Here is a 19,941-nt window from a genome sequence, read left to right as displayed (position 1 = left end):
GGGCCCAGATCACGGGCCGCGCGCGCTTGTGTGCACTGATGGCGTTTAGATCGTTGCGCGCCTTTTGCGCATTGCGCTCAAACGCGGCTACGCTGAGCGCGTGCCCCGGCCCCATCGTTCGTTCTCCCGACGTGTGCTGATCTCTCAGCTCGCACTCGTCATCGTGATCCTCGGCTTGGTCACTGGAGTGTTCGCGTGGATGGGTGCGCGCACCGTCACCGAGGTGACCGAGACGAAGGCGCTGGCCACTGCCCGCACCCTGGCGATCGATCCGGCCGTCCGTGCCGCCGCCACGCAGGCCTCTGCCGAGCATGCCGAGGAACCCGACGAGCAGCTCGTGACCTCGATGTTGGCGATCACCGATGATCTGCGCGACCGCTCGGGCATCAGCTTCGCCGTCATCACCGACGACCGCGGCATCCGACTCACCCACCTCGACCGGTCGAAGATCGGGCACAAGGTCTCGACCTCGCCGGATGAGGCACTGGCCGGACGTGAGAACGTCTCCCACGAATCCGGAACCCTGGGCGAGACCATGCGCGCGAAGGTGCCGATCTATTCGAATGAGGACGGCAAGACCGTCGTCGGTGAGGTGTCGGTCGGCATCTTCGCCTCCGTGCTCGATGCCGACGTCCGCCGCGAACTCATCCTGCTCGGCACCGTCGCGGTGCTCGCCCTGGCGCTCGGTGGAGTCGTATCGGTCATGCTCGGGCGCCGGCTGCGGAGGGAGACGCTCGGCGTCGGACCCGAAGAGCTGGCCGAGATGGCCCGCGACCAAGGGGCCGTGCTCCACGGCCTCGACGACGGGGTGCTCGGATTCGATACGAACGGGAAACTGAGCCTGAGCAATTCGAACGCGAAGGAGCTGCTGTGTGCAACCTCGGCGGGGGATTCCGACCGTGCGGACGGAAAGGTGGACGCGAACGGCGGAGCCGCCTCGGCGGGGGATTCCGACCGTGAACTGGCCGCCGTGTCCGACGACGAACTCGTCAATGTGCCCGATGAGATCACCGCGCTCATGGCCGACGCCCCGGCGGACGGAGCCTTGCGGCGGCGGATCACGATTCGCGACCGGATCCTGCTGGCAACAGCGGTGCGGGTCCAACGCGACGGGGTCTCGGTCGGCGGGGTTGTGACCCTCCGCGACGAGACCCAGATGCTGACGATGGCTCGCCAGCTCGAATCCGTCACCGCCATGGCGCGGGCCCTGCGCACCCAGCGCCACGAGTTCGCCAACCGACTGCATACCGTGCTCGGCCTCGTCGACACGGGCGCCACCGATGAGGCCCACACCTACCTGTCCTCGATCCTGGGCACCGGTCCGATCACGACCCCCGTCGAGGACATCGACCTCGTGTCCGACCCGTACCTGCGCGCCGTTCTGGAAGCGAAGGGGACGACCGCCGCCGAGGCAGGAGTGGCCCTGGCCGTCACCCCTGACTCCCTGGCCGTCGGTGCGGTCCGCGACCCGGAGGCGGTCACGCTCATCCTCGGCAACCTCATCGACAATGCCGTCCGTGCGGCGGTCGCAGGCCGGCGGTGCGCCGAGGACGGGGGCCGGGTCGAAGTGCAGGTGCTCAGCTCCGGGACGGAGCTCCACGCGGTCGTCACGGACACTGGCGACGGGATCGACGACGAGGTGGCGGGGAAGATCTTCGACGAGGGATTCTCGACCTCGACGGCCGCCTCGGCGCCGGATTTCGGGATCGGACTGACGTCGGGAACCGGCACCGGGGACGGTCACGGACTCGGCATCGGCCTTGCGCTCAGCCGCCGGGTCGCGGAGAAGGGCGGGGGAGCGGTGTGGCTCATCGACGGTCACGACCCGGACCTCGGCGGGGCGAGCTTCGGCATGCGCCTGCCCGACGCCCTCGCCGACCCTGCCGACGTGGGCGACACGGGCGACGTGGGCGAAGACGGCAGTGCGATCGCCGACGACAACGACTTCCCAATTGATGAGGAGAGATGATGGTCAACGTTCTCGTGCTCGATGACGATTTCTTCGTCGGGCAGATCCACGCCCGGTACGTCGACGAGGTGCCCGGCTTCACGGCACTCGAACCCGTCCGCGACCTGAAGGCGGCCCGCGTGGTCATCGCTGAGAACGAGGTCGACCTGCTTCTCGTCGACTATGTGCTGCCCGAGGGCACCGGGGTCGAACTGATCCGTGAGACCGATATCGATGCGATCGTGCTCTCGGCGGTCACTGATCCGCAGGTGGTCCGTTCGTCGCTGCGCGCGGGGGCGATGACGTACATCGTCAAGCCCTTCGCCGCCGAGGTGCTGCAGAACTTCCTGCGCCGCTACGCTCGATTCCTCCGCTATTGGGAGCGGGATAAGGTCGGGCAGACCGACCTCGAGCGGCAGCTGCGCAACCTCCACGATGCCGCGGCCGTCGGCGGGACCGGAGCGAGCCCGGCGGGATCGTCGACGACGACCCGGATTCTCACAGCACTCGAGGAGGCGAGCGGTCCGATGACGGCCCTCGAAGTCGCCGAGGCGGTCGGCGCCTCCCGTGCGACCGCACAGCGGCATCTGGCTAAGCTCGCCGAAGCCCGCACGATCACCGTTTCCCTGCAGTACGGGTCGACCGGACGGCCGGAGCATCTCTACTCCACCCGCTGAGGCGGGGTGGGCTCGTCCCGGTCACTCTCAATCTCTTTCGATCAGCGGCTTCGGCGCTGCCTGGCCGCACTGATTCTGTCCCGAACGGCAATTTAAGTGTGCGCAGATTGCCAAAAATGCGAAGAAGATGTGCAATCCGAGCACACTTATCTCGCTTACGGGCGCGAAATCGGATGTTCCGGGCTAGCGCAGCCGCAGTGACACGCGGGGCCGAACATCGCCCCTGGTGGCACGCCGAAACCTGCGGATTTGCTGGGCAGGAGCGCAATATCGTCCTAAGATGAGAGACATGGCGACCAGAACGACTTCCCCCGCTTCTGGTTCCGGGAAACGCACAGCGCGCAAAAACGCTGGTCGGTCCGGTCAAGCGGGGACCGAAGAACCCGGGACAAACGTTGTCACCGGTGCATGGAGGGGAGTGGCCCACATGGCCGGAAACCGTGCGCGAAAGACTCTCAGCGACGAACCGACCGATCAATCACCGACGAAGCGGGACGGCACAGCCTTCTTCCTCATCGGACTCTCGATCATCATCGCCGCCTTCGAATGGTGGAACATCCCCGGCGCGATCAGCGACGGCGTCCGCGGAATCGTCGAAGGCACCTTCGGCCGGGTGGCACTCGCCCTGCCGGTGGTCTTCACCTGCTATGCGATCCGCCTGTTCCTGCGCGGCGACGACAACCGCGGCAACAACCGCATCCTCATCGGGATGATCTTCGGTCTGCTCGCCGCCTCGGGCCTGGCGCATATCGCCGCCGGCAACCCGACCTTCACGAACTCCCGCGAAGCCATGGCCAACGGGGGAGGCGCGCTCGGATTCGTCGTGTCCTCGCCACTGGTCGTCGCGACCACCGTGTACGTGGCGGTGCCGCTGCTCGTCCTCCTCGGACTCTTCTCCCTGCTCGTGGTCACCGCGACACCGGTGCGCGCGATTCCCCGTCGCCTCACCGATCTGTACTACCGGCTCACCGGCGGTGCTCGACCCGAAACCGACGTCGAGGCGGCCGAGACCAAACAGTCCGACCTCGTTGCCGAGAACGGCCGGACCTCCGACCTCAAACCCGTGATGGGCGCCAAGCGCCGCAGCCGGAAGAAGAAGACCGAGATCCCGGATCCCGACTCCGAATCCGCCGACGACGACACCGCGACGAAGGCCTACGACAAGGCCTATATCCACGAGGATGACGTCAGCGACGAGGACGCCGACACCACGCGCATCGAAACCAGCCCGGAGCCGAAGCTCAAGCCCGGCCAGCGCCGTCCCACCAAGGCCGAACGCGAGATAGCCGAGCTGAAGAAGACCATCGGGATGGACGACGACGCCGCGGACCAGGCGAAGAAGCCCGAGCCCGCTGCCGCCCCGGCGCCGGTGCCGATCACGAACGCACCCGCACCTCCACCCACGGAGCAGCTGCCCGAACGCGTCGAACAGCTCACCCTCGCCGGCGACGTCACCTACACACTGCCCGCCTCCGACAACCTCCAGCCCGGACCTCCAGCGAAGGAACGCTCCGAGGCCAACGACCGTGTCGTCGAAGCCCTGCGCGATGTGCTCGAGCAGTTCAAGATCGACGCCGAGGTCACCGGCTTCTCCCGCGGACCGACGGTCACCCGCTACGAGGTGGAGCTCGGCGCCGGTACGAAGGTCGAGAAGGTCACGGCGCTGTCGAAGAACATCGCCTACGCCGTGGCCAGCGCCGACGTGCGCATCCTCTCGCCGATCCCCGGCAAGAAGGCCATCGGCATCGAGATCCCGAACACCGACCGTGAGAACGTGGCCCTCGGTGATGTGCTGCGCTCGAAGGCCGCCCGCAAGACCGACCACCCCATGGTCATGGGAGTGGGCAAGGACGTCGAAGGCGGATTCGTCGTCGCCGACCTCTCGAAGATGCCCCACCTCCTCGTTGCCGGTGCCACCGGTGCCGGTAAGTCGAGCTTCGTGAACTCCATGATCACCTCGATCATGATGCGCGCGACCCCCGACGAAGTCCGCATGATCCTCGTCGACCCCAAGCGCGTCGAGCTGACGATCTACGAAGGCATCCCGCACCTGATCACCCCGATCATCACGAACCCGAAGAAGGCCGCCGAGGCGCTCGAATGGGTCGTGCGTGAAATGGACGCCCGCTACGACGACCTCGCGAACTACGGGTTCAAGCACGTCAAGGAGTTCAACAAGGCCGCCCGCGAGGGTCGCATCCAGGCGCCCGCCGGATCCGAACGCGTCCTCCAGCCCTACCCGTACCTGCTGGTCGTCGTCGACGAGCTCGCCGACCTCATGATGGTCGCCCCACGTGACGTCGAAGCCTCGATCCAGCGCATCACACAGCTGGCCCGTGCTGCAGGCATCCACCTGGTGCTCGCCACCCAGCGACCCAGCGTCGACGTCGTCACCGGCCTCATCAAGGCCAACGTGCCCTCCCGTCTGGCATTCGCGACCTCGTCGCTGGCCGATTCCCGAGTCGTGCTCGACCAGCCCGGCGCAGAGAAGCTCATCGGTCAGGGTGACGCCCTGTTCCTGCCGATGGGCGCGGCCAAGCCGATGCGTGTCCAGGGCGCCTGGGTCAACGAGTCCGAGATCGAGAAGGTCGTCGAACACGTCAAGGGTCAGCTCACCCCGAACTACCGCGAAGACGTGGCCGTCGAAGCGCCGAAGAAGCAGATCGACGAGGACATCGGAGACGACCTCGAACTGCTGCTGCAGGCGATCGAGCAGGTCGTCACCACGCAGTTCGGCTCGACCTCGATGCTGCAGCGCAAGCTCCGCGTCGGCTTCGCCAAGGCCGGTCGCCTCATGGATCTCATGGAGTCCCGCGGAATCGTCGGACCCTCCGAGGGATCGAAGGCCCGCGACGTGCTCGTGCGCCCCGATGATCTGCCGGGCACCCTGGCCATCATCAAGGGCGAGACCCCGCCCGAGGATTCCGGCGGCGCCTCTGCCGACGTCCCGGCCGACGGAGGCAACGGCCAGTCCGGACAGGCCGGCACCGGGCACGCCTCGGCGGCGGGGGACTATGACGAGGAGTTCGACGACTACGGCGAGACCTCTCACGGCTCGGCGTCGGCGTACAGCTCGGCATCGTCCGACCGCTACGCGAACGGCGTCGGCCATGCCGGCGACCTCACCGTCGGCGCCGTCGACCCGGAGACCGGGCTCGAGGTCGTCGAGGCCAGCGGAGAGGACGCCTGGCAGCTCACCGGCCGCTGATCCGATCCGAACTCCACCCATCGCCGAGGCGGCGCACCGTTGAAACGGGGCGCCGCCTCGGCGATTGTGGTTGAGATGTCCGTGGTTGGAATGATCTGCTCAGCTCACTCCGATAGGCTGGATGCGTGAACGATCGAGTCGAGGCCGGAGCCTCTCAGCAGCCCTCTGCAGAACCGAGTCCGTGGAATGTCCCGAACGCACTCACGGTGCTGCGCATCCTCATGGTGCCTCTGTTCCTTGTGCTTCTGCTGGCAGACGGCGGCAACGATGTGACCCTGCGCTGGTGGGCGCTCATCGTGTTCCTGCTGGCCATGTTCACCGACTTCGTCGACGGCTATCTGGCCAGACGGAACAACCTCATCACGAACTTCGGCAAGATCGCCGATCCCATCGCGGACAAGTCGCTCATGGCCGCCGCCCTCGTCGGTCTGGCGATCATCGTCGAACTGCCCTGGTGGGTGCCCGTGATCATCCTCGTCCGCGAATTCGGCATCACCGTACTGCGCTTCTTCATGATCCGCATCGCCGTCATGCCCGCTTCACGAGGCGGCAAGATCAAGACCGTGCTGCAGACCGCTGCGATCGGACTGTTCCTGCTGGTCTTCCCGCTCTCGGACGTGGTGCCCTCTGTCGTCTACGTCATCCTGCTCGTCTCCGCGTGGATCATCATGACGGCGGCCATTGTCGTCACCATCGTCACCGGCGTCGACTACTGCGTGCAGGCGGCGAAGCTGTACAAGGATGCGAAGAGCGGTGGGAGTACAGAGACCGGTAGGGACGCGCAGCGTGGCTGAGTCCGAGCTGATGGAGACTGCGCGTCGCATCATCTCCACCTGTGCTCAGCTGGGGATCTCGCTGGCATCGGCGGAATCGCTGACCGGGGGACGATTCGTCGCCTCACTCGTCGATGTGCCGGGGGCCTCCGCCGTGGTGCGCGGGGGATTGGTCACCTACGCCACCGACCTCAAAGCGAGCCTGGCCGGAGTGAACGCCGACCACCTCGAGGAGACCGGACCGATCGACCCGGTCGTCGCCGCGCAGATGGCCGTCGGCACGGCCGTGCAGTGCGTTGCCGACATCGGAATCTCCTGCACCGGAGTCGCCGGCCCCGATCCGCAGGACGACAAGCCCGTCGGACTCGTCTACACGGCGATTGCCTTCGGCGGGAAAGCGAAGGTCTTCGAACACGATTTCACCGGCGACCGAGATTCCATCCGCAGCCAGACGGTGCAGGCGATGGCCGTCAACCTCGACGAGTTCGTCGGCGAACTCGCCTTCGGGCCCGAGGCCGGGCAGGCGTCGAATGCTGGCGGAGACGCCACGGAATAAGTTCGTCTGCTGTGCGGTTGACCGGGTGATGACCATCGGACGAAAATTCTCCAAAGTCTTCGAATGGACTGGCAATACCATCCGCTCGGGGCACCAGATTGGTGCTGTGTCACGGCCAGGTTGTAAAGTTATTGGAACTGCATTGACGGGACGCGCTGACAAAGGGAGGGCCGCGTTATGTTACTGAGAGTCGAAATCGGCGACGCACTTCGTTCCGCCCGCCGTCGTCAAGGGCGCACCCTTCGCGATGTCTCGACCGGGGCGAGCGTTTCGCTCGGCTACCTCAGCGAAATCGAGCGCGGACAGAAGGAAGCCTCCTCGGAGCTGCTGTCGGCGATCTGCGAAGCACTCGACCTGCCGCTGTCGGCACTGCTGTCGTCTGTGTCCGATCGCTTCGCTCTCGAAGAAGGCATGCAGATCCCCGACACCATTCCGCAGGAGCTCTCGGACAAGATCCTCGGTCACCCCGAGGGATACTCTGCTCCGCGGCTGGCTGCTAAGCCCTGATGCGGCACACGCTCTACTGGACCCTCATGAACGAGGAGTTCGGTGAGGCCCGCGCGGCCTCTCTGCACACCGACCTCACTTTGAGCTCCTTGGGTTCGCGGACCGCAGCCCAGGCATTCGAAGCCGGGGTCGAACCCCGCGACATCTGGACTGCCGTCTGTGATTCCATGGGCGTCCCCGAATCGCGGCGTCTCGGCAAGGAGAAGCCGCGCTCGACGCCGTTCTGACCGAGGTTCGACGTCGTTCTGGTGGGTCGGAGCTGCCTCTCACCGTCTGTGGCTCTGCCTGCTCGGAACAGCGCTGGCCTTTCTCTGCCGGCGCCGTGCCGGCCGAGTGTAGACTGACCGCATGAATCAGGCCGTCCCGTTCATCACCTTCCAGCCCAGTCGTGGACAGAGCGCCGCCGAGGCCATGGAGACCTACCTCGAACTCTTCGCCGACGGGCGAGTGATCCTCGATAATCGGTACGGTTCCGACGGTCCGGGCGCCGAGGGCACGGTCATCATGTCCGAGATCGAGATCGCCGGACAGAGACTGCGCTTCAGCGACAGCTTCGTCGCACATGAGTGGGACATCACTCCCGGCGTGTCACTCATGGTCGACTGCGAATCGGCCGAGGAACTCGAACGCATCTTCACCGCACTGAGCGCAGACGGAACTGTGTTCATGCCGCTCGACGACTACGGATTCGGACCATTCGGGTGGGTGGGGGACCGGTTCGGCCTCACCTGGCAGCTGGGCCTGGCCCAGGCCTGACTCTCGCGGAGACACGCGACACACCCGAATATATAGAACACCTGTTCCCATGTGGGTTATCCTGGTGAGGAATCACGGGACCTGTGACCACGAGTGGCTGGTTATCCACGGGGGAATCGCTTCCTCTGTCGTTATGTCAGTGCCATCTTCTAGCCTTGGTCTCAACGGAAAAGCAACGAAGAGGAGACGTCATGGCACGTACACCCAAGAACCTTCAGGTTCCCACCGGCGGAGACAAGTCGAAGGCACTCGAAGCCGCAATGGGCCAGATCGATCGCAATTACGGCAAGGGCGCGATCATGCGCCTCGGCGACGGTGTGCGTGAGCCCATCGCCTCCATCCCGACCGGTTCGGTCGCACTCGACATCGCTCTGGGCATCGGCGGTCTGCCGCGCGGTCGCGTCGTCGAGATCTACGGTCCGGAATCCTCCGGTAAGACGACCGTGGCTCTCCACGCCGTCGCGAACGCTCAGAAGGCTGGCGGAATCGCCGGGTTCATCGATGCTGAGCACGCGCTCGACCCGGAGTATGCGAAGAAGCTCGGCGTCGACACCGATCAGCTCCTCGTCTCCCAGCCGGACACCGGTGAGCAGGCTCTCGAGATCGCCGATATGCTCATCCGCTCCGGGGCCCTCGACGTCATCGTCATCGACTCCGTCGCGGCCCTTGTGCCCAAGGCCGAAATCGAAGGCGAGATGGGCGACAGCCACGTCGGCCTGCAGGCTCGCCTGATGTCACAGGCACTGCGTAAGATCACCGGTGCCCTGGCCCAGTCGAAGACCACCGCGATCTTCATCAACCAGCTGCGTGAGAAGGTCGGCGTCTTCTTCGGTTCGCCGGAGACCACCTCGGGCGGTAAGGCACTGAAGTTCTACGCCTCCGTGCGCATCGACGTCCGCCGCATCGAGACCCTCAAGGAAGGTCAGGACGCGGTCGGCAACCGGACCCGTGCGAAGATCGTGAAGAACAAGGTCGCTCCGCCGTTCAAGCAGGCCGAGTTCGACATCCTATACGGCCACGGCATCTCCCGCGAAGGCAGCCTCATCGATATGGGCGTCGACAACGGCATCGTGCGCAAGTCCGGTTCCTGGTTCACCTACGACGGCGATCAGCTGGGCCAGGGCAAGGAGAACGTCCGCAACTTCCTCCGCGACAACCCGGGTCTGGCCGAAGAGATCGAGCTGAAGATCAAGCACAAGCTCGGCCTGATCCAGGTCGACGAACCCGAGGAAGGCACCGAGGCGGCCGGAGAAGCACAGACGGATGACGTCGAAGTCTCCTGACGCCTCGTCGACTGACGACGAGTTCGCCGACCGCGAGTCCGCCGCATCGACCTACACGGTCGGTGCGGGGGACTCGGGTCGCAGCGACTCGTCTCAGACCGAGACGCTCTCGCAGCTGCGCAGTGCGATCTCGGAGATCGACCAACGTCATGCCGAAGGAGAAGCCGGGTTCTTCTCCGGCCTCTCCGGACTCGACGACGATGTCACCGGTGGCAATGGTCGAACTGCCAAACGAAACAGCTCTGGGTCGAAGCGCAAGAAGAACTCCAACGGCTGGAAGCGACAGCAGCAGGAACCGGACAACGGGTGGGTCGAGGGCGGTACCGACTCGACACCGGATTTCATCGACGTCCCTGATTTCCTTGCAGCCGAGAATGATGGTCCAGACTTCCTGGCTGACAGCGACGGACCACCCGACTTCGCTGCCGGTCCCGGGCTGAGTTTCGACGACGAAGACGACGCCCCCGACTTCGACACGGACTACGCGCAGGCGAAGAAGACGGCGATGAACATGCTCGCCATGCGGGACCACTCCAGCGACGAACTGCGCAAGAAGCTCCTCAAACGCGACCTCATGCCCGAAGTGATCGATGTCCTCATCGAGAAGCTGCAGAACTCGCGTCTGCTCAACGACGAAGAATTCGCCCACCGCTTCGCACGGGCACAGCGCGAGAACCGGAAGCTCTCCCGATCCGTGCTCAAACGCGAACTGAGCAAGAAGGGCATCAGTCCCGAACTGGCCGCCGACGCAGTGGCCGACATCGACGGCGAGGAAGAACTCGCCCGCGAAGTCGCCGAGAAGAAAGCCGCCTCCACCCGGCGTCTCGAGTATGCGGTGCGAGAGCGCCGAATCCTCGGAATGCTCGCCCGCCGCGGCTTCCCCTCGGCGATCTGCATCAAGGTCACACGGGAAGTGCTCGCCGAAGACTGAAACGGCTCCTGGGGAACGGCTAGAATGGGTGCGCCATGACTGAACTGATTGAATCCCCGACGGCATCCGGAACCACCCCTCGCAGCTACGAGGTCAAGACCTACGGATGTCAGATGAACGTGCACGACTCCGAGCGTCTGTCCGGACTGCTCGACGATGCCGGCTACGTTCAGGCGAACACCGACCACCAGGCCGACGTCGTCGTCTTCAATACCTGCGCCGTCCGCGAAAACGCGGACAACCGCCTCTACGGCAACCTCGGCCAGCTCGCGAAGGTCAAAGAGAACCACCCCGGCCTCCAGATCGCCGTCGGCGGATGCATGGCACAGAAAGACCGGGACACGATCGTGAAGAAGGCCCCCTGGGTCGACGTGGTCTTCGGCACCCACAATATGGGATCCCTGCCGGCGCTGCTCGAACGCGCACGCCACAACGAGGAAGCCCAGGTCGAGATCCTCGAAAGCCTCGACGTCTTCCCCTCCACCCTGCCCAGTCGCCGCGAATCCCAGCACTCCGGGTGGGTGTCGATCTCGGTCGGCTGCAACAACACGTGCACCTTCTGCATCGTGCCCAGCCTGCGTGGCAAAGAGAAGGACCGCCGCCCCGGCGACATCCTTGCCGAGGTGGAAGCCCTCGTCGCCGACGGAGTCGTCGAAGTCACCCTGCTCGGCCAGAACGTCAACTCCTACGGCGCCGAGTTCCGCGACAAAGGCGCATTCGCAAAACTGCTCCGCGCCGTCGGCAACGTCGACGGAATCGAACGGGTCCGCTTCACCAGCCCGCACCCGGCCGCATTCTCCGACGACGTCATCGACGCAATGGCAGAGACCCCGACAGTCATGCCGCAGCTGCACATGCCGCTGCAATCCGGTTCGGACACGATTCTCAAATCAATGCGCCGCTCCTACCGGACCAAGCGGTTCATGAACATCCTCGATTCCGTGCGCGAACGCATCCCGCACGCTGCCATCACCACCGACATCATCGTCGGCTTCCCCGGAGAGACCGAAGAGGACTTCCAAGGCACGATGGACATCGTTCGCCGTGCTCGCTTCTCGCAGGCCTTCACCTTCCAATACTCCATCCGCCCCGGCACACCGGCGGCCACGATGGACAACCAGGTGCCGAAGGATGTCGTGCAGGAGCGGTTCGAACGCCTCACCGCGCTCCAGGACGAGATCGCCTGGGACGAGAACAAAGCCCAGATCGGTCGTGAGGTCGAAGTGCTCGTGACCAAGTTGCCCCACGACGATTCCCCACGACTGAGCGGTCGCGCCGAAGACAACCGCCTCGTCCACGTCGGAATCCCCGAAGGCGCCCAGATGCCGCGGCCCGGTGATTTCGTCACCGCCACCGTCACCGAGGCGAAGCCCTACTTCCTCCTCGCCGACTCCGGGTTCTCCGTGCGTCCGTCCCGCGCCGGTGACGCCTACGACCGGGCACAGGCGGAGAGCTGTGGGGCACCCACCCCCGGACAAGGCTCGGCCGAAACGACGAACCTGGGCATGCCGACCATCCGCACCCGCGGCTGAGATGGGCGCCTTCGCTATCATTCCGGCGGCCCCCGTGCTGCTTGAGAACATCGACCACACCGAAGCCGCCCGCATGGCCGAACTGCGGACCGTCATCAGTGACCTCCTGCGCACCCAGACGACGTGGTCGCTGCCCGTTAATGCTCTGCCTCCCCTGGCCGGGCTCGGCGGCTGGGGTATCGACCGGGGCTTCGACACGAGGACCGGACAATTGATCACCGGCGATGACTGGATCACTGCCGTCGCATCCCTGACCGAAGATGAACGGGAACTTGCCGAGGCGGCCGACCCCGCCGTTATCGTCGCGCTCCTGCATGCTCACGCCGCCGGAGTCGAGGTCGGACCGCTCGGGACGAGCGAAAACCTGCTGCTGCCCATCGATCTCTCGGCGGCCGCCGCTGAAAGCGCCCCATTGGCTCCGATCGGCGGAGCCGCCGGATTCGATGCCGAGATCGTCGAGTCACTGACGAGCGGTGGTGCTGCCCAGAGTGGGTCCACTATCGACATCAGCCGACTGTCCGACCTCTGTTCCCGGGCCGCGGGCGTCCACGCGAACCTCACGATGCTCGACAACGGCCTGCGCCATATATCCGAGCAAGGAGCGAGCCTGACTTCTCCGGAAATCACTGTGGACGAACGAGTCCACGACGTACGTTCACTGTGTGGCATCGGAACCTGGGCATGACCGAGATGCCCGAGGAGCAGAACTCAGAACCGATCATCACAGTCGTCGGAGCCACCGCCACAGGAAAATCGGACCTTGCGCTGGATCTGGCCGGCCGCCTCGGCGGGGAGATCATCAACACGGATTCGATGCAGTTCTACCGAGGGATGGACATCGGCACCGCGAAGCTGCCGGTCGACGAGCGGCGGGGGATTCCGCACCATCTCATCGACATCCTCGACGTCACCGAAGAGGCAAACGTGCAGGACTTTCAGGCACGTGCGCGGGCAGCGATTGCGGACATCCGGGGGCGCGGACTGTGGCCGATCCTCGTCGGCGGGTCCGGGCTCTACGTTCGTGCTGCGGTCGATCATATGGAGTTTCCCGGCACCGACCCCGAGGTGCGGGCTCGCCTCGAGGCCGAGGTCGCAACAGACCGGTGGGCGCTGCATCAGAAGCTGCGCGAACTCGACCCGAAAGCGGCCGAGAAGATCACCGTCAACGACCAACGACGTATCGCACGAGCGCTCGAAGTCATCGAACTCACGGGACGTCCATTCAGCGCCCAACTGCCGGACTACCAGGAGATCGAACCGACCATCCACCTGGGCTTGAGCATGGACCGGGCCATTCTGCACGAGCGCATCGCCACCCGCGTCGACCTCATGTGGGAGCACGGATGGGTCGACGAAGTGACGCGTCTGCTCGACGTTGGGCTGGCCGAAGGCAAGACAGCATCACGTGCCATCGGATACGCACAGATCCAACGCCATCTGGCAGGAGAGCTCACCGCCGCCGAGGCGAAGGAAGAGACGACGATCCGCACCCGGCAGTTCGCACGCCGACAGGACACCTGGTTCCGCCGCGACCCGCGCATCCGCTGGATCGACGGCAGCGCCGCCGACGCCGAACAGAATCTGGCGGCCGCACTTGATGCGCTGCGCGATCACTGACGGCATAGCGGCTGCACTCGACGTCCTGAACGGGCACTGAAGACCCGACTGGACGCTCACAGATAGGATGGAGCCATGAGCACTCCGGATACCCCGTTCGCCGCCTGGACCGATGTCAGCTTCGTCAAGGGGCACGGCACCCAGAACGACTTCGTTCTGCTCACCGACGACGACAGCACACTGGAGATGCATCCCGAAACCGTCGCCACCCTGGCCGATCGACGGGCCGGACTCGGCGCCGACGGCATCATCCGCATCGTCCGCTCCGCAGCCAGCGGCATCCCCGGAGCCGCCGAACAGGCCGAAGCCGGTGCCGAATGGTTCATGGACTACTACAACAACGACGGCAGCCTCTCCGAGATGTGCGGCAACGGAGTTCGCGTCTTCGCCCACGCACTCCTGACCAGCGGTCGCGTCCCCGCCGATGCCCGCGAGATCCTCGTCGGCACCCGTGACGGCATCAAAGCCGTGCGCACCACCCTCAATCCCGCCCTCGGCGTCCAAACCGGAGACGACGTCGTCGACACCGGTACAGCCGGACCCGGATCCGCCAGCGACGCCTGGTACACCATCGACATGGGCGAATGGTCACTCGACCCCGCGAGCAGCGTACTCGTGACCACCGGCGGCATCGACGTCGCCCGTCCCGGACTGCGCGTATCCACCGGCAACCCGCACACCGTCGTCGCCCTGGCCGAGAACGCCGAACTCGCCGCAGCCGAACTGCGCGATGCACCCGTCCTCGACCCCGTCCCGGCGCAGGGATCCAATGTGGAATACATCGTCATGGAACCGGCCCGATCCGATGTGGCCGGGGGAGAAGGCGCCCTGCGCATGCGCGTGTTCGAACGCGGCGTCGGTGAGACCCGCTCCTGCGGAACCGGAGCCTGCGCGGCAGCGATCGCAGCCCACCACTGGGCCGGTGAGAAGTCGCCTCTGCAGTGGAGAGTCGACGTGCCCGGCGGTCAGCTGCGCATCGAGATCGAACCCAACGCCGAGGGCACGAGCGGACGCGTCAGCCTCGCCGGCCCAGCCGTCCTCGTCGCCAGCGGCACGATCAGCTGAGCTCAGTCTCGCTCGACCGTGAGCACGCGGAAGCCCTTCGACGACCCCGTCCGGGTGACCGAATAGCCATCTCCGAGCATCCCGGCGATCCACTTCTGCAGGGAATCGGCACCGAGGTTCTTCGACACGACGAGATCGGCGCGGCCGCCCGGCGCCAGGCGCGGCAGCCACGTCTCCAGGAGTTCGTGCAGTGCCTCCTTGCCGATGCGGATCGGCGGATTCGACCGGATCGCGGCGAACTGCAGGTCCTCGGGAACATCTGCGGCCGTGACGGTGTTGATCATCGTGAGACCCAGCCTGCGCGCATTCGCCGCGGTGGTCTCCAGGGACCGGGAGTTGACGTCGAGTGCCCACACTCGCACAGCCACCTCGGCGTCCTGGGCATCCAAGGCCGTGTGCAGGGCGATCGGCCCCCACCCGCAGCCGAGATCGAGGATATCGCCCGCCGGCGGCTGAGGCAGATGCCGCAGCAGCACAGCCGTCCCGAGGTCGAGGCGAGTGGGCGAAAACGTGCCGGATACGGTTTCGACGGTGACGGCGCGGCCGGCCAGATCGAGGTTCAGCTCGCGCGACTTGGCCTCGCTGCTCGGCGATTCGGTGAAATAGTGCTCTGACACCATTTCAGTCTAGACGGCTGTGGGAGAATTGATGGACACCATTGTCGGTGCGAATCGTCACCGACGGCAGAGAACAAAGGAATGAATGACGTCTGAAGACAAAGAGCGTCGCAACGCGATGCTCGACCGTGTGCTCTCCCGAGGCGCCCAAGCCCTCGATGATCACGACACCACCCCCGAGGACGACCAGTTCGACCTCGCCGAGCGCGCCGCGCTCACCCGTGTCGCCGGCCTCTCCACCGAGCTCGAAGACATCACCGAGGTCGAATATCGTCAGGTTCGCCTCGAACGCGTCGTCCTCGCCGGCATTTGGAACGGCACCCAGGCCGAAGCCGAGAACTCGATCCGCGAACTCGCCGCACTCGCCGAAACCGCCGGCTCCGAGGTCCTCGATGCGCTCATCCAACGTCGCGACAAGCCGGACCCAGGCACCTACCTCGGCAAAGGCAAAGCAGCCGAGCTCGCCGAGGTCGTCGCCTCCGTCGGCGCCGACACCGTGATCATCGACTCCGAACTCGCCCCCAGCCAGAGGCGCGGACTCGAGGACGTCATCAAGGTCAAGGTCGTCGACCGCGTCGCGCTCATCCTCGACATCTTCGCCCAGCACGCGAAATCCCGCGAAGGCAAGGCCCAGGTCGAACTCGCCCAACTCGAATACCTCCTGCCGCGACTGCGCGGCTGGGGCGAGTCGCTGTCCCGTCAGGCCGGCGGCCGTGTCGCCGGCGGTGCCGGAATCGGCTCCCGCGGACCCGGCGAGACGAAGATCGAACTCGACCGTCGCCGCATTCGCACACGCATGTCGAAGCTGCGCCGCGAGATCAACGCCATGGCGCCCTCCCGGGAGACCAAGCGGAAGAACCGCGCCCGCCACCACGTGCCCTCCGTCGCGATCGTCGGCTACACGAACGCGGGCAAGTCCTCCCTGCTCAACCTGCTCACCGACGCCGAGGTGATGGTGCAGAACGCCCTGTTCGCCACCCTCGACCCGACCGTCCGGCAGGCCAAGACCGCCGACGGCCTCGTCTTCACCTACACCGACACCGTCGGGTTCGTCCGCAACCTGCCCCACCAGCTCGTCGAGGCCTTCCGCTCGACCCTGGAGGAAGCCGCCGGCTCGGATCTGCTCCTCCACGTCGTCGATGCCTCCCATCCGGATCCGCACGGACAGATCCAGGCCGTGCGCGACGTCCTGGGGGATGTCGAGACCGGGGACATCCCCGAACTCCTCGTGTTCAACAAATCCGATATCGCCGAGGAGGCCGTGATCACCGGGCTGCGCGCGGAGTACCCCGACGCCCAGTTCGTCTCCGCCGTCTCGAAGGAAGGAATCGACGACCTCATCGAGGCCATCGAGGACCGCCTTCCCGTCCCGGACATCGACATGACCGTGCTCATTCCCTATGAACGCGGTGACCTCGTGTCGAAGATCTACGCCCTCGGTACGGTCGAACACGAGTCGCACGGCACGGAGGGCACCAGCCTGCAGGCCAAGGTGCCGACCGAGCTCGTCGACGAACTGCGCGAATTCCAACGTCCGGACCTGGTCATCGACGAGTGAAGGCTGTCGACACCCTCCTCGAATCCGCTGTCGGCGCCATCGGCGGATCGCCACGAGAGGGTCAGCAGGAGATGGCGCAGGCGGTCGCCTCGTCGCTGGACAAGGGAATCCATCTGCTCGTGCAGGCTGGAACCGGCACGGGCAAGTCTTTGGCATACCTGGTGCCGGCGGCCGAGTACGTCACCCGCACCGGCGGGAAGGTCGTCGTGTCAACGGCGACCCTGGCCCTGCAGACGCAGATCATCCACCGCGACCTGCCCCGGCTGTTCAAGGCCGTGAAGAAGGACCTCGATCCGCTGCCGCGGGCGGCACTGCTCAAAGGCCGCCGGAACTATGTGTGCAAGCACAAGCTCGCCGGCGGGTACCCCGACGAGGGCGAGGGCATGCTCTTCGACCTCGGTGCCGACGCCGAGGCGGGACGCAAACCCACCGAACGCTCCGGCCTGGGGGAGGAGATCCAGCGGATCCGCACCTGGGAGAAGACCACCGACACCGGCGATCGCGACGACCTCCTGCCCGGCGTCAGTGATCGTGCCTGGTCACAGGTGTCCGTCAACGCCTTCGACTGCCTCGGTTCGAACTGTCCGCTGTTCACCGAATGCTTCGCCGAGCTCGCCCGGAACAAGGCCGCCGAGGCCGATATCGTCGTGACGAACCATGCCCTGCTGGCCATCGACGCCTTCGGGGAATCGAACGTGCTGCCCGAACACGATGTCATCATCATCGACGAGGCCCACGAGCTCAAGGACCGGGTGACCAGCGCCCTGTCCGGGCAGATCAATACGAGCATGCTCTCGGCCGCGACGAGTTCCGTACGCAAACACACCACCGTCCAGGACGGCGTCGTGTCGCTGCTCGATTCCGCCGCGGCGGCACTCGAACGTGCGCAGACCTCGGTGCCCGAGGGACTCATCCTGCATATGAGCGAGGCGCTCGGACTGGCTCTCGCGCAGATCCGCGACTCCGCCCGCCAGATCATCAACGACATCGGCGGCAAGACCGAGGACGCCGACGCGGGACGACAGATGGCCAAGGCGCGCTGCCAGGAGATCTTCGAACTCGCCGAACGCTTCTGCGACCCGGGCAAGAACGACGTCATCTGGCTCTCACGCTCGACCTTCCGCGAGAAGGAGACGACGAACCTCGTCGTCGCGCCCTTGAGCGTGGCCGGCACCATGCGCAACGGCATCTTCGAAGAATCCACGGTCGTGGCCACCTCGGCGACCCTGTCCCTCGGTGGGAACTTCGACGCGGTGGCCGCCTCGTTGGGACTCTTCGGTCCCGACGCCCCGAAATGGGACAGCCTCGATGTCGGTTCTCCCTTCGACTACGGCAAACAGGGAATCCTCTATGTCGCTTCCCACCTGCCCAAACCCGGACGAAGCGGACTGAGCGAGGAAGCGCTGACCGAACTCGAACAACTCGTCGAATCCTCGAACGGCGGGGCACTGGGCCTGTTCTCCTCCCGGGCGGCGGCCAACGCGGCAGCCGAACACCTGCGGAAGAAGTTCGATTTCCCCATCCTGCTACAAGGCGATGACGGCCTGCCGGCACTGGTCTCTCAGTTCACGGCCGACGACCAGACCTGCCTGTTCGGAACCATGTCACTGTGGCAGGGAGTCGATGTGCCGGGACGGACGAACCGCCTGGTCATCATCGACCGTCTGCCGTTCCCACGCCCCGACGACCCGCTCATGCAGGCGCGGGCACGCGATGCCGACCAGCGGGGAGTCAACGGATTCATGGCGGTGTCGGCCACGCATGCCGCCCTGCGTCTGGCTCAGGGCGCCGGACGCCTCATCCGGTCGACCAAGGACAGGGGAGTGGTGGCCGTGCTCGACTCGCGGCTGCGCTCGGCCCGGTATGCCGGGTTCCTCGTCAATTCGATGCCGAGGATGTGGCCGACGACGAATTCCGCTCTCGTCCGCAAGAGTCTGACGAGGCTGGCCGAAACCGACGAAGGATGACACAAAGGCCCGCGACCGATTCGGTCGCGGGCCTTTCTGCTCAGACTGCGGATAGCCGACGGAACATCAGAGGCGGCGGATGACGGCGACGACGAGACCCATGATCTGCGCGTAGGTGCCGTCGATGGGTTCGTAGTTCTCGTTCTGCGGCATCAGCCACTGCTGACCGGCCTTGCGCTTGAGCGTCTTCACCGTGGCCTCGCCGTCGAGGAGGGCGGCGACGATCTGACCGTTGTCAGCGGTGTGCTGCTTGCGCACGACCACCCAGTCGTCGTGGCAGATGGCGGCTTCGATCATCGAATCGCCGACGACCTTGAGCAGGAACATCTCACCAGAGCCGACGACCTGGGTCGGCAGGGAGAAGACATCATCGACTTCCTGTTCGGCCAGGATCGGGCCACCGGCGGCGATGCGTCCGACGACCGGCACCTGCACGGTGTTGTTGGCCAGCTCCTCGTACTTCGCGCGCTCGGCCTCTTCCTCTTCGAACGGATTGACCACTTCGATGGCACGAGGGCGCTTCGGGTCGCGGCGGACATAGCCGAGGCGTTCGAGCTGGGAGAGCTGGTGGGCGACGCTGGAGAGGGATGCCAGCCCGGCGGCCTTGCCGATCTCGCGCATGCTCGGCGGGTAGCCGTTGGTCACGACCGCGCGTTCGATGGTCTCAAGCACGAGACGCTGACGGGGAGTGAGGCGGAAGTCGCCCTCACCGGATGACCCCTCGGGGATCTGGACGACGTCGTCATCGGTGCGAGCGGCAGCGATCTCGCTGGCAACATCTTCGTTGCGAGGCCTGCCTCTGCCTCGTTTGTTCTGAACCATTGCTCGTTCCCCTTCGTTCTATTCCCTGCCGCTGAACGCCGTGATCTCCGCTTCGGAAATTCTCGTGTCAGTGCCGACTGAGATGGTTCTGACAGATCAATCAACAACGCTGGTTCCCTCTCAT

General features: G+C 65.5%; 18 protein-coding genes. 16 read left to right on the top strand and 2 right to left on the bottom strand.

Features of this window, described 5'->3' with window-relative positions; all coding sequences use genetic code 11:
- The first annotated feature begins 100 nt into the window (after positions 1-100).
- From BI49514_RS12855 to dapF, 14 genes are all read left to right on the top strand, one after another.
- A complete protein-coding gene (locus BI49514_RS12855) occupies positions 101-1,969 on the top strand; it encodes an ATP-binding protein (RefSeq protein ID WP_101546922.1) in 1,869 nt (622 codons plus the stop codon).
- The gene (locus tag BI49514_RS12850) at positions 1,969-2,625 is read left to right on the top strand and encodes a response regulator (protein ID WP_101546908.1); all 657 of its coding nucleotides are present in this window, start codon (positions 1,969-1,971) and stop codon (positions 2,623-2,625) included. The genes BI49514_RS12855 and BI49514_RS12850 overlap by 1 nt, the downstream gene beginning before the upstream one ends.
- Positions 2,626-3,052: 427 nt before the next feature.
- Positions 3,053-5,833, top strand: a complete 2,781-nt coding sequence (locus BI49514_RS12845; protein ID WP_101546907.1) for an FtsK/SpoIIIE family DNA translocase — start codon at positions 3,053-3,055, stop codon at positions 5,831-5,833.
- A 125-nt stretch (positions 5,834-5,958) separates the two neighbouring features.
- Positions 5,959-6,627 (top strand): CDP-diacylglycerol--glycerol-3-phosphate 3-phosphatidyltransferase, encoded by a 669-nt coding sequence (pgsA, locus tag BI49514_RS12840; protein WP_101546906.1) that lies wholly within the window; start codon positions 5,959-5,961, stop codon positions 6,625-6,627.
- Positions 6,620-7,162 (top strand): CinA family protein, encoded by a 543-nt coding sequence (locus BI49514_RS12835; RefSeq protein WP_338063777.1) that lies wholly within the window; start codon positions 6,620-6,622, stop codon positions 7,160-7,162. The genes pgsA and BI49514_RS12835 overlap by 8 nt, the downstream gene beginning before the upstream one ends.
- Positions 7,163-7,339: 177 nt before the next feature.
- Positions 7,340-7,669 carry a helix-turn-helix domain-containing protein gene (locus BI49514_RS12830; RefSeq protein WP_101546904.1) on the top strand — a complete coding sequence of 110 codons (330 nt, stop codon included), beginning with the start codon at positions 7,340-7,342 and terminating at the stop codon, positions 7,667-7,669.
- Positions 7,669-7,896, top strand: a complete 228-nt coding sequence (locus BI49514_RS12825; protein ID WP_101546903.1) for a DUF3046 domain-containing protein — start codon at positions 7,669-7,671, stop codon at positions 7,894-7,896. The genes BI49514_RS12830 and BI49514_RS12825 overlap by 1 nt, the downstream gene beginning before the upstream one ends.
- Before the next feature lie 121 nt (positions 7,897-8,017).
- A complete protein-coding gene (locus BI49514_RS12820; RefSeq protein WP_101546902.1) occupies positions 8,018-8,425 on the top strand; it encodes a VOC family protein in 408 nt (135 codons plus the stop codon).
- A 191-nt stretch (positions 8,426-8,616) separates the two neighbouring features.
- Positions 8,617-9,708, top strand: coding sequence for a recombinase RecA (gene recA, locus BI49514_RS12815; protein WP_101546901.1), 1,092 nt, complete (start codon positions 8,617-8,619; stop codon positions 9,706-9,708).
- Positions 9,689-10,639 (top strand): regulatory protein RecX, encoded by a 951-nt coding sequence (locus BI49514_RS16385; RefSeq protein ID WP_115614070.1) that lies wholly within the window; start codon positions 9,689-9,691, stop codon positions 10,637-10,639. Before recA ends, BI49514_RS16385 begins: the two co-directional genes overlap by 20 nt.
- Before the next feature lie 35 nt (positions 10,640-10,674).
- Complete coding sequence (gene miaB / locus BI49514_RS12805; protein ID WP_101546900.1) at positions 10,675-12,171, top strand: tRNA (N6-isopentenyl adenosine(37)-C2)-methylthiotransferase MiaB; 1,497 nt, start codon at positions 10,675-10,677, stop codon at positions 12,169-12,171.
- A 1-nt stretch (position 12,172) separates the two neighbouring features.
- Positions 12,173-12,856: a hypothetical protein gene (locus BI49514_RS12800; protein ID WP_101546899.1), complete on the top strand. Its 684-nt coding sequence runs from the start codon at positions 12,173-12,175 to the stop codon at positions 12,854-12,856.
- Positions 12,853-13,788 (top strand): tRNA (adenosine(37)-N6)-dimethylallyltransferase MiaA, encoded by a 936-nt coding sequence (miaA, locus tag BI49514_RS12795; RefSeq protein ID WP_101546898.1) that lies wholly within the window; start codon positions 12,853-12,855, stop codon positions 13,786-13,788. The genes BI49514_RS12800 and miaA overlap by 4 nt, the downstream gene beginning before the upstream one ends.
- Before the next feature lie 75 nt (positions 13,789-13,863).
- Positions 13,864-14,853, top strand: coding sequence for a diaminopimelate epimerase (gene dapF / locus BI49514_RS12790; protein WP_101546897.1), 990 nt, complete (start codon positions 13,864-13,866; stop codon positions 14,851-14,853).
- Between the two features lie 2 nt (positions 14,854-14,855).
- Here the strand turns inward: dapF and BI49514_RS12785 are convergent, their stop codons facing one another.
- Positions 14,856-15,470, bottom strand: coding sequence for a class I SAM-dependent methyltransferase (locus BI49514_RS12785; RefSeq protein WP_180954386.1), 615 nt, complete (start codon positions 15,468-15,470; stop codon positions 14,856-14,858).
- Positions 15,471-15,555: 85 nt separating this feature from the next.
- On the opposite strand from BI49514_RS12785, the gene hflX reads away from it, so the two are divergent.
- Complete coding sequence (hflX, locus tag BI49514_RS12780; RefSeq protein WP_101546895.1) at positions 15,556-17,028, top strand: GTPase HflX; 1,473 nt, start codon at positions 15,556-15,558, stop codon at positions 17,026-17,028.
- Entirely contained in the window at positions 17,025-18,995 is a 1,971-nt protein-coding gene (locus BI49514_RS12775; protein ID WP_101546894.1) for an ATP-dependent DNA helicase, read from the top strand. Before hflX ends, BI49514_RS12775 begins: the two co-directional genes overlap by 4 nt.
- 66 nt (positions 18,996-19,061) lie before the next feature.
- Here BI49514_RS12775 and lexA read toward each other — a convergent pair whose 3' ends face one another.
- Positions 19,062-19,817: a transcriptional repressor LexA gene (gene lexA, locus BI49514_RS12770; RefSeq protein WP_092012603.1), complete on the bottom strand. Its 756-nt coding sequence runs from the start codon at positions 19,815-19,817 to the stop codon at positions 19,062-19,064.
- Positions 19,818-19,941 lie beyond the last annotated feature (124 nt).

Source organism: Brevibacterium iodinum ATCC 49514, from assembly GCF_900169265.1.
Lineage (GTDB): Bacteria > Actinomycetota > Actinomycetes > Actinomycetales > Brevibacteriaceae > Brevibacterium > Brevibacterium iodinum.
This window is presented reverse-complemented; position numbering and strand designations above follow the sequence as displayed.

Coding starts and splice junctions, on each gene's coding strand:
- dapF (WP_101546897.1), top strand. CDS start 13,864: ATGAGCACTCCGGATACCCCGTTCGCCGCCTGGACCGATGTCAGCTTC.
- lexA (WP_092012603.1), bottom strand. CDS start 19,817: ATGGTTCAGAACAAACGAGGCAGAGGCAGGCCTCGCAACGAAGATGTT.
- BI49514_RS12850 (WP_101546908.1), top strand. CDS start 1,969: ATGGTCAACGTTCTCGTGCTCGATGACGATTTCTTCGTCGGGCAGATC.
- BI49514_RS16385 (WP_115614070.1), top strand. CDS start 9,689: ATGACGTCGAAGTCTCCTGACGCCTCGTCGACTGACGACGAGTTCGCC.
- miaB (WP_101546900.1), top strand. CDS start 10,675: ATGACTGAACTGATTGAATCCCCGACGGCATCCGGAACCACCCCTCGC.
- BI49514_RS12825 (WP_101546903.1), top strand. CDS start 7,669: ATGCGGCACACGCTCTACTGGACCCTCATGAACGAGGAGTTCGGTGAG.
- BI49514_RS12845 (WP_101546907.1), top strand. CDS start 3,053: ATGGCCGGAAACCGTGCGCGAAAGACTCTCAGCGACGAACCGACCGAT.
- BI49514_RS12800 (WP_101546899.1), top strand. CDS start 12,173: ATGGGCGCCTTCGCTATCATTCCGGCGGCCCCCGTGCTGCTTGAGAAC.
- miaA (WP_101546898.1), top strand. CDS start 12,853: ATGACCGAGATGCCCGAGGAGCAGAACTCAGAACCGATCATCACAGTC.
- recA (WP_101546901.1), top strand. CDS start 8,617: ATGGCACGTACACCCAAGAACCTTCAGGTTCCCACCGGCGGAGACAAG.
- BI49514_RS12820 (WP_101546902.1), top strand. CDS start 8,018: ATGAATCAGGCCGTCCCGTTCATCACCTTCCAGCCCAGTCGTGGACAG.
- BI49514_RS12830 (WP_101546904.1), top strand. CDS start 7,340: ATGTTACTGAGAGTCGAAATCGGCGACGCACTTCGTTCCGCCCGCCGT.
- hflX (WP_101546895.1), top strand. CDS start 15,556: ATGACGTCTGAAGACAAAGAGCGTCGCAACGCGATGCTCGACCGTGTG.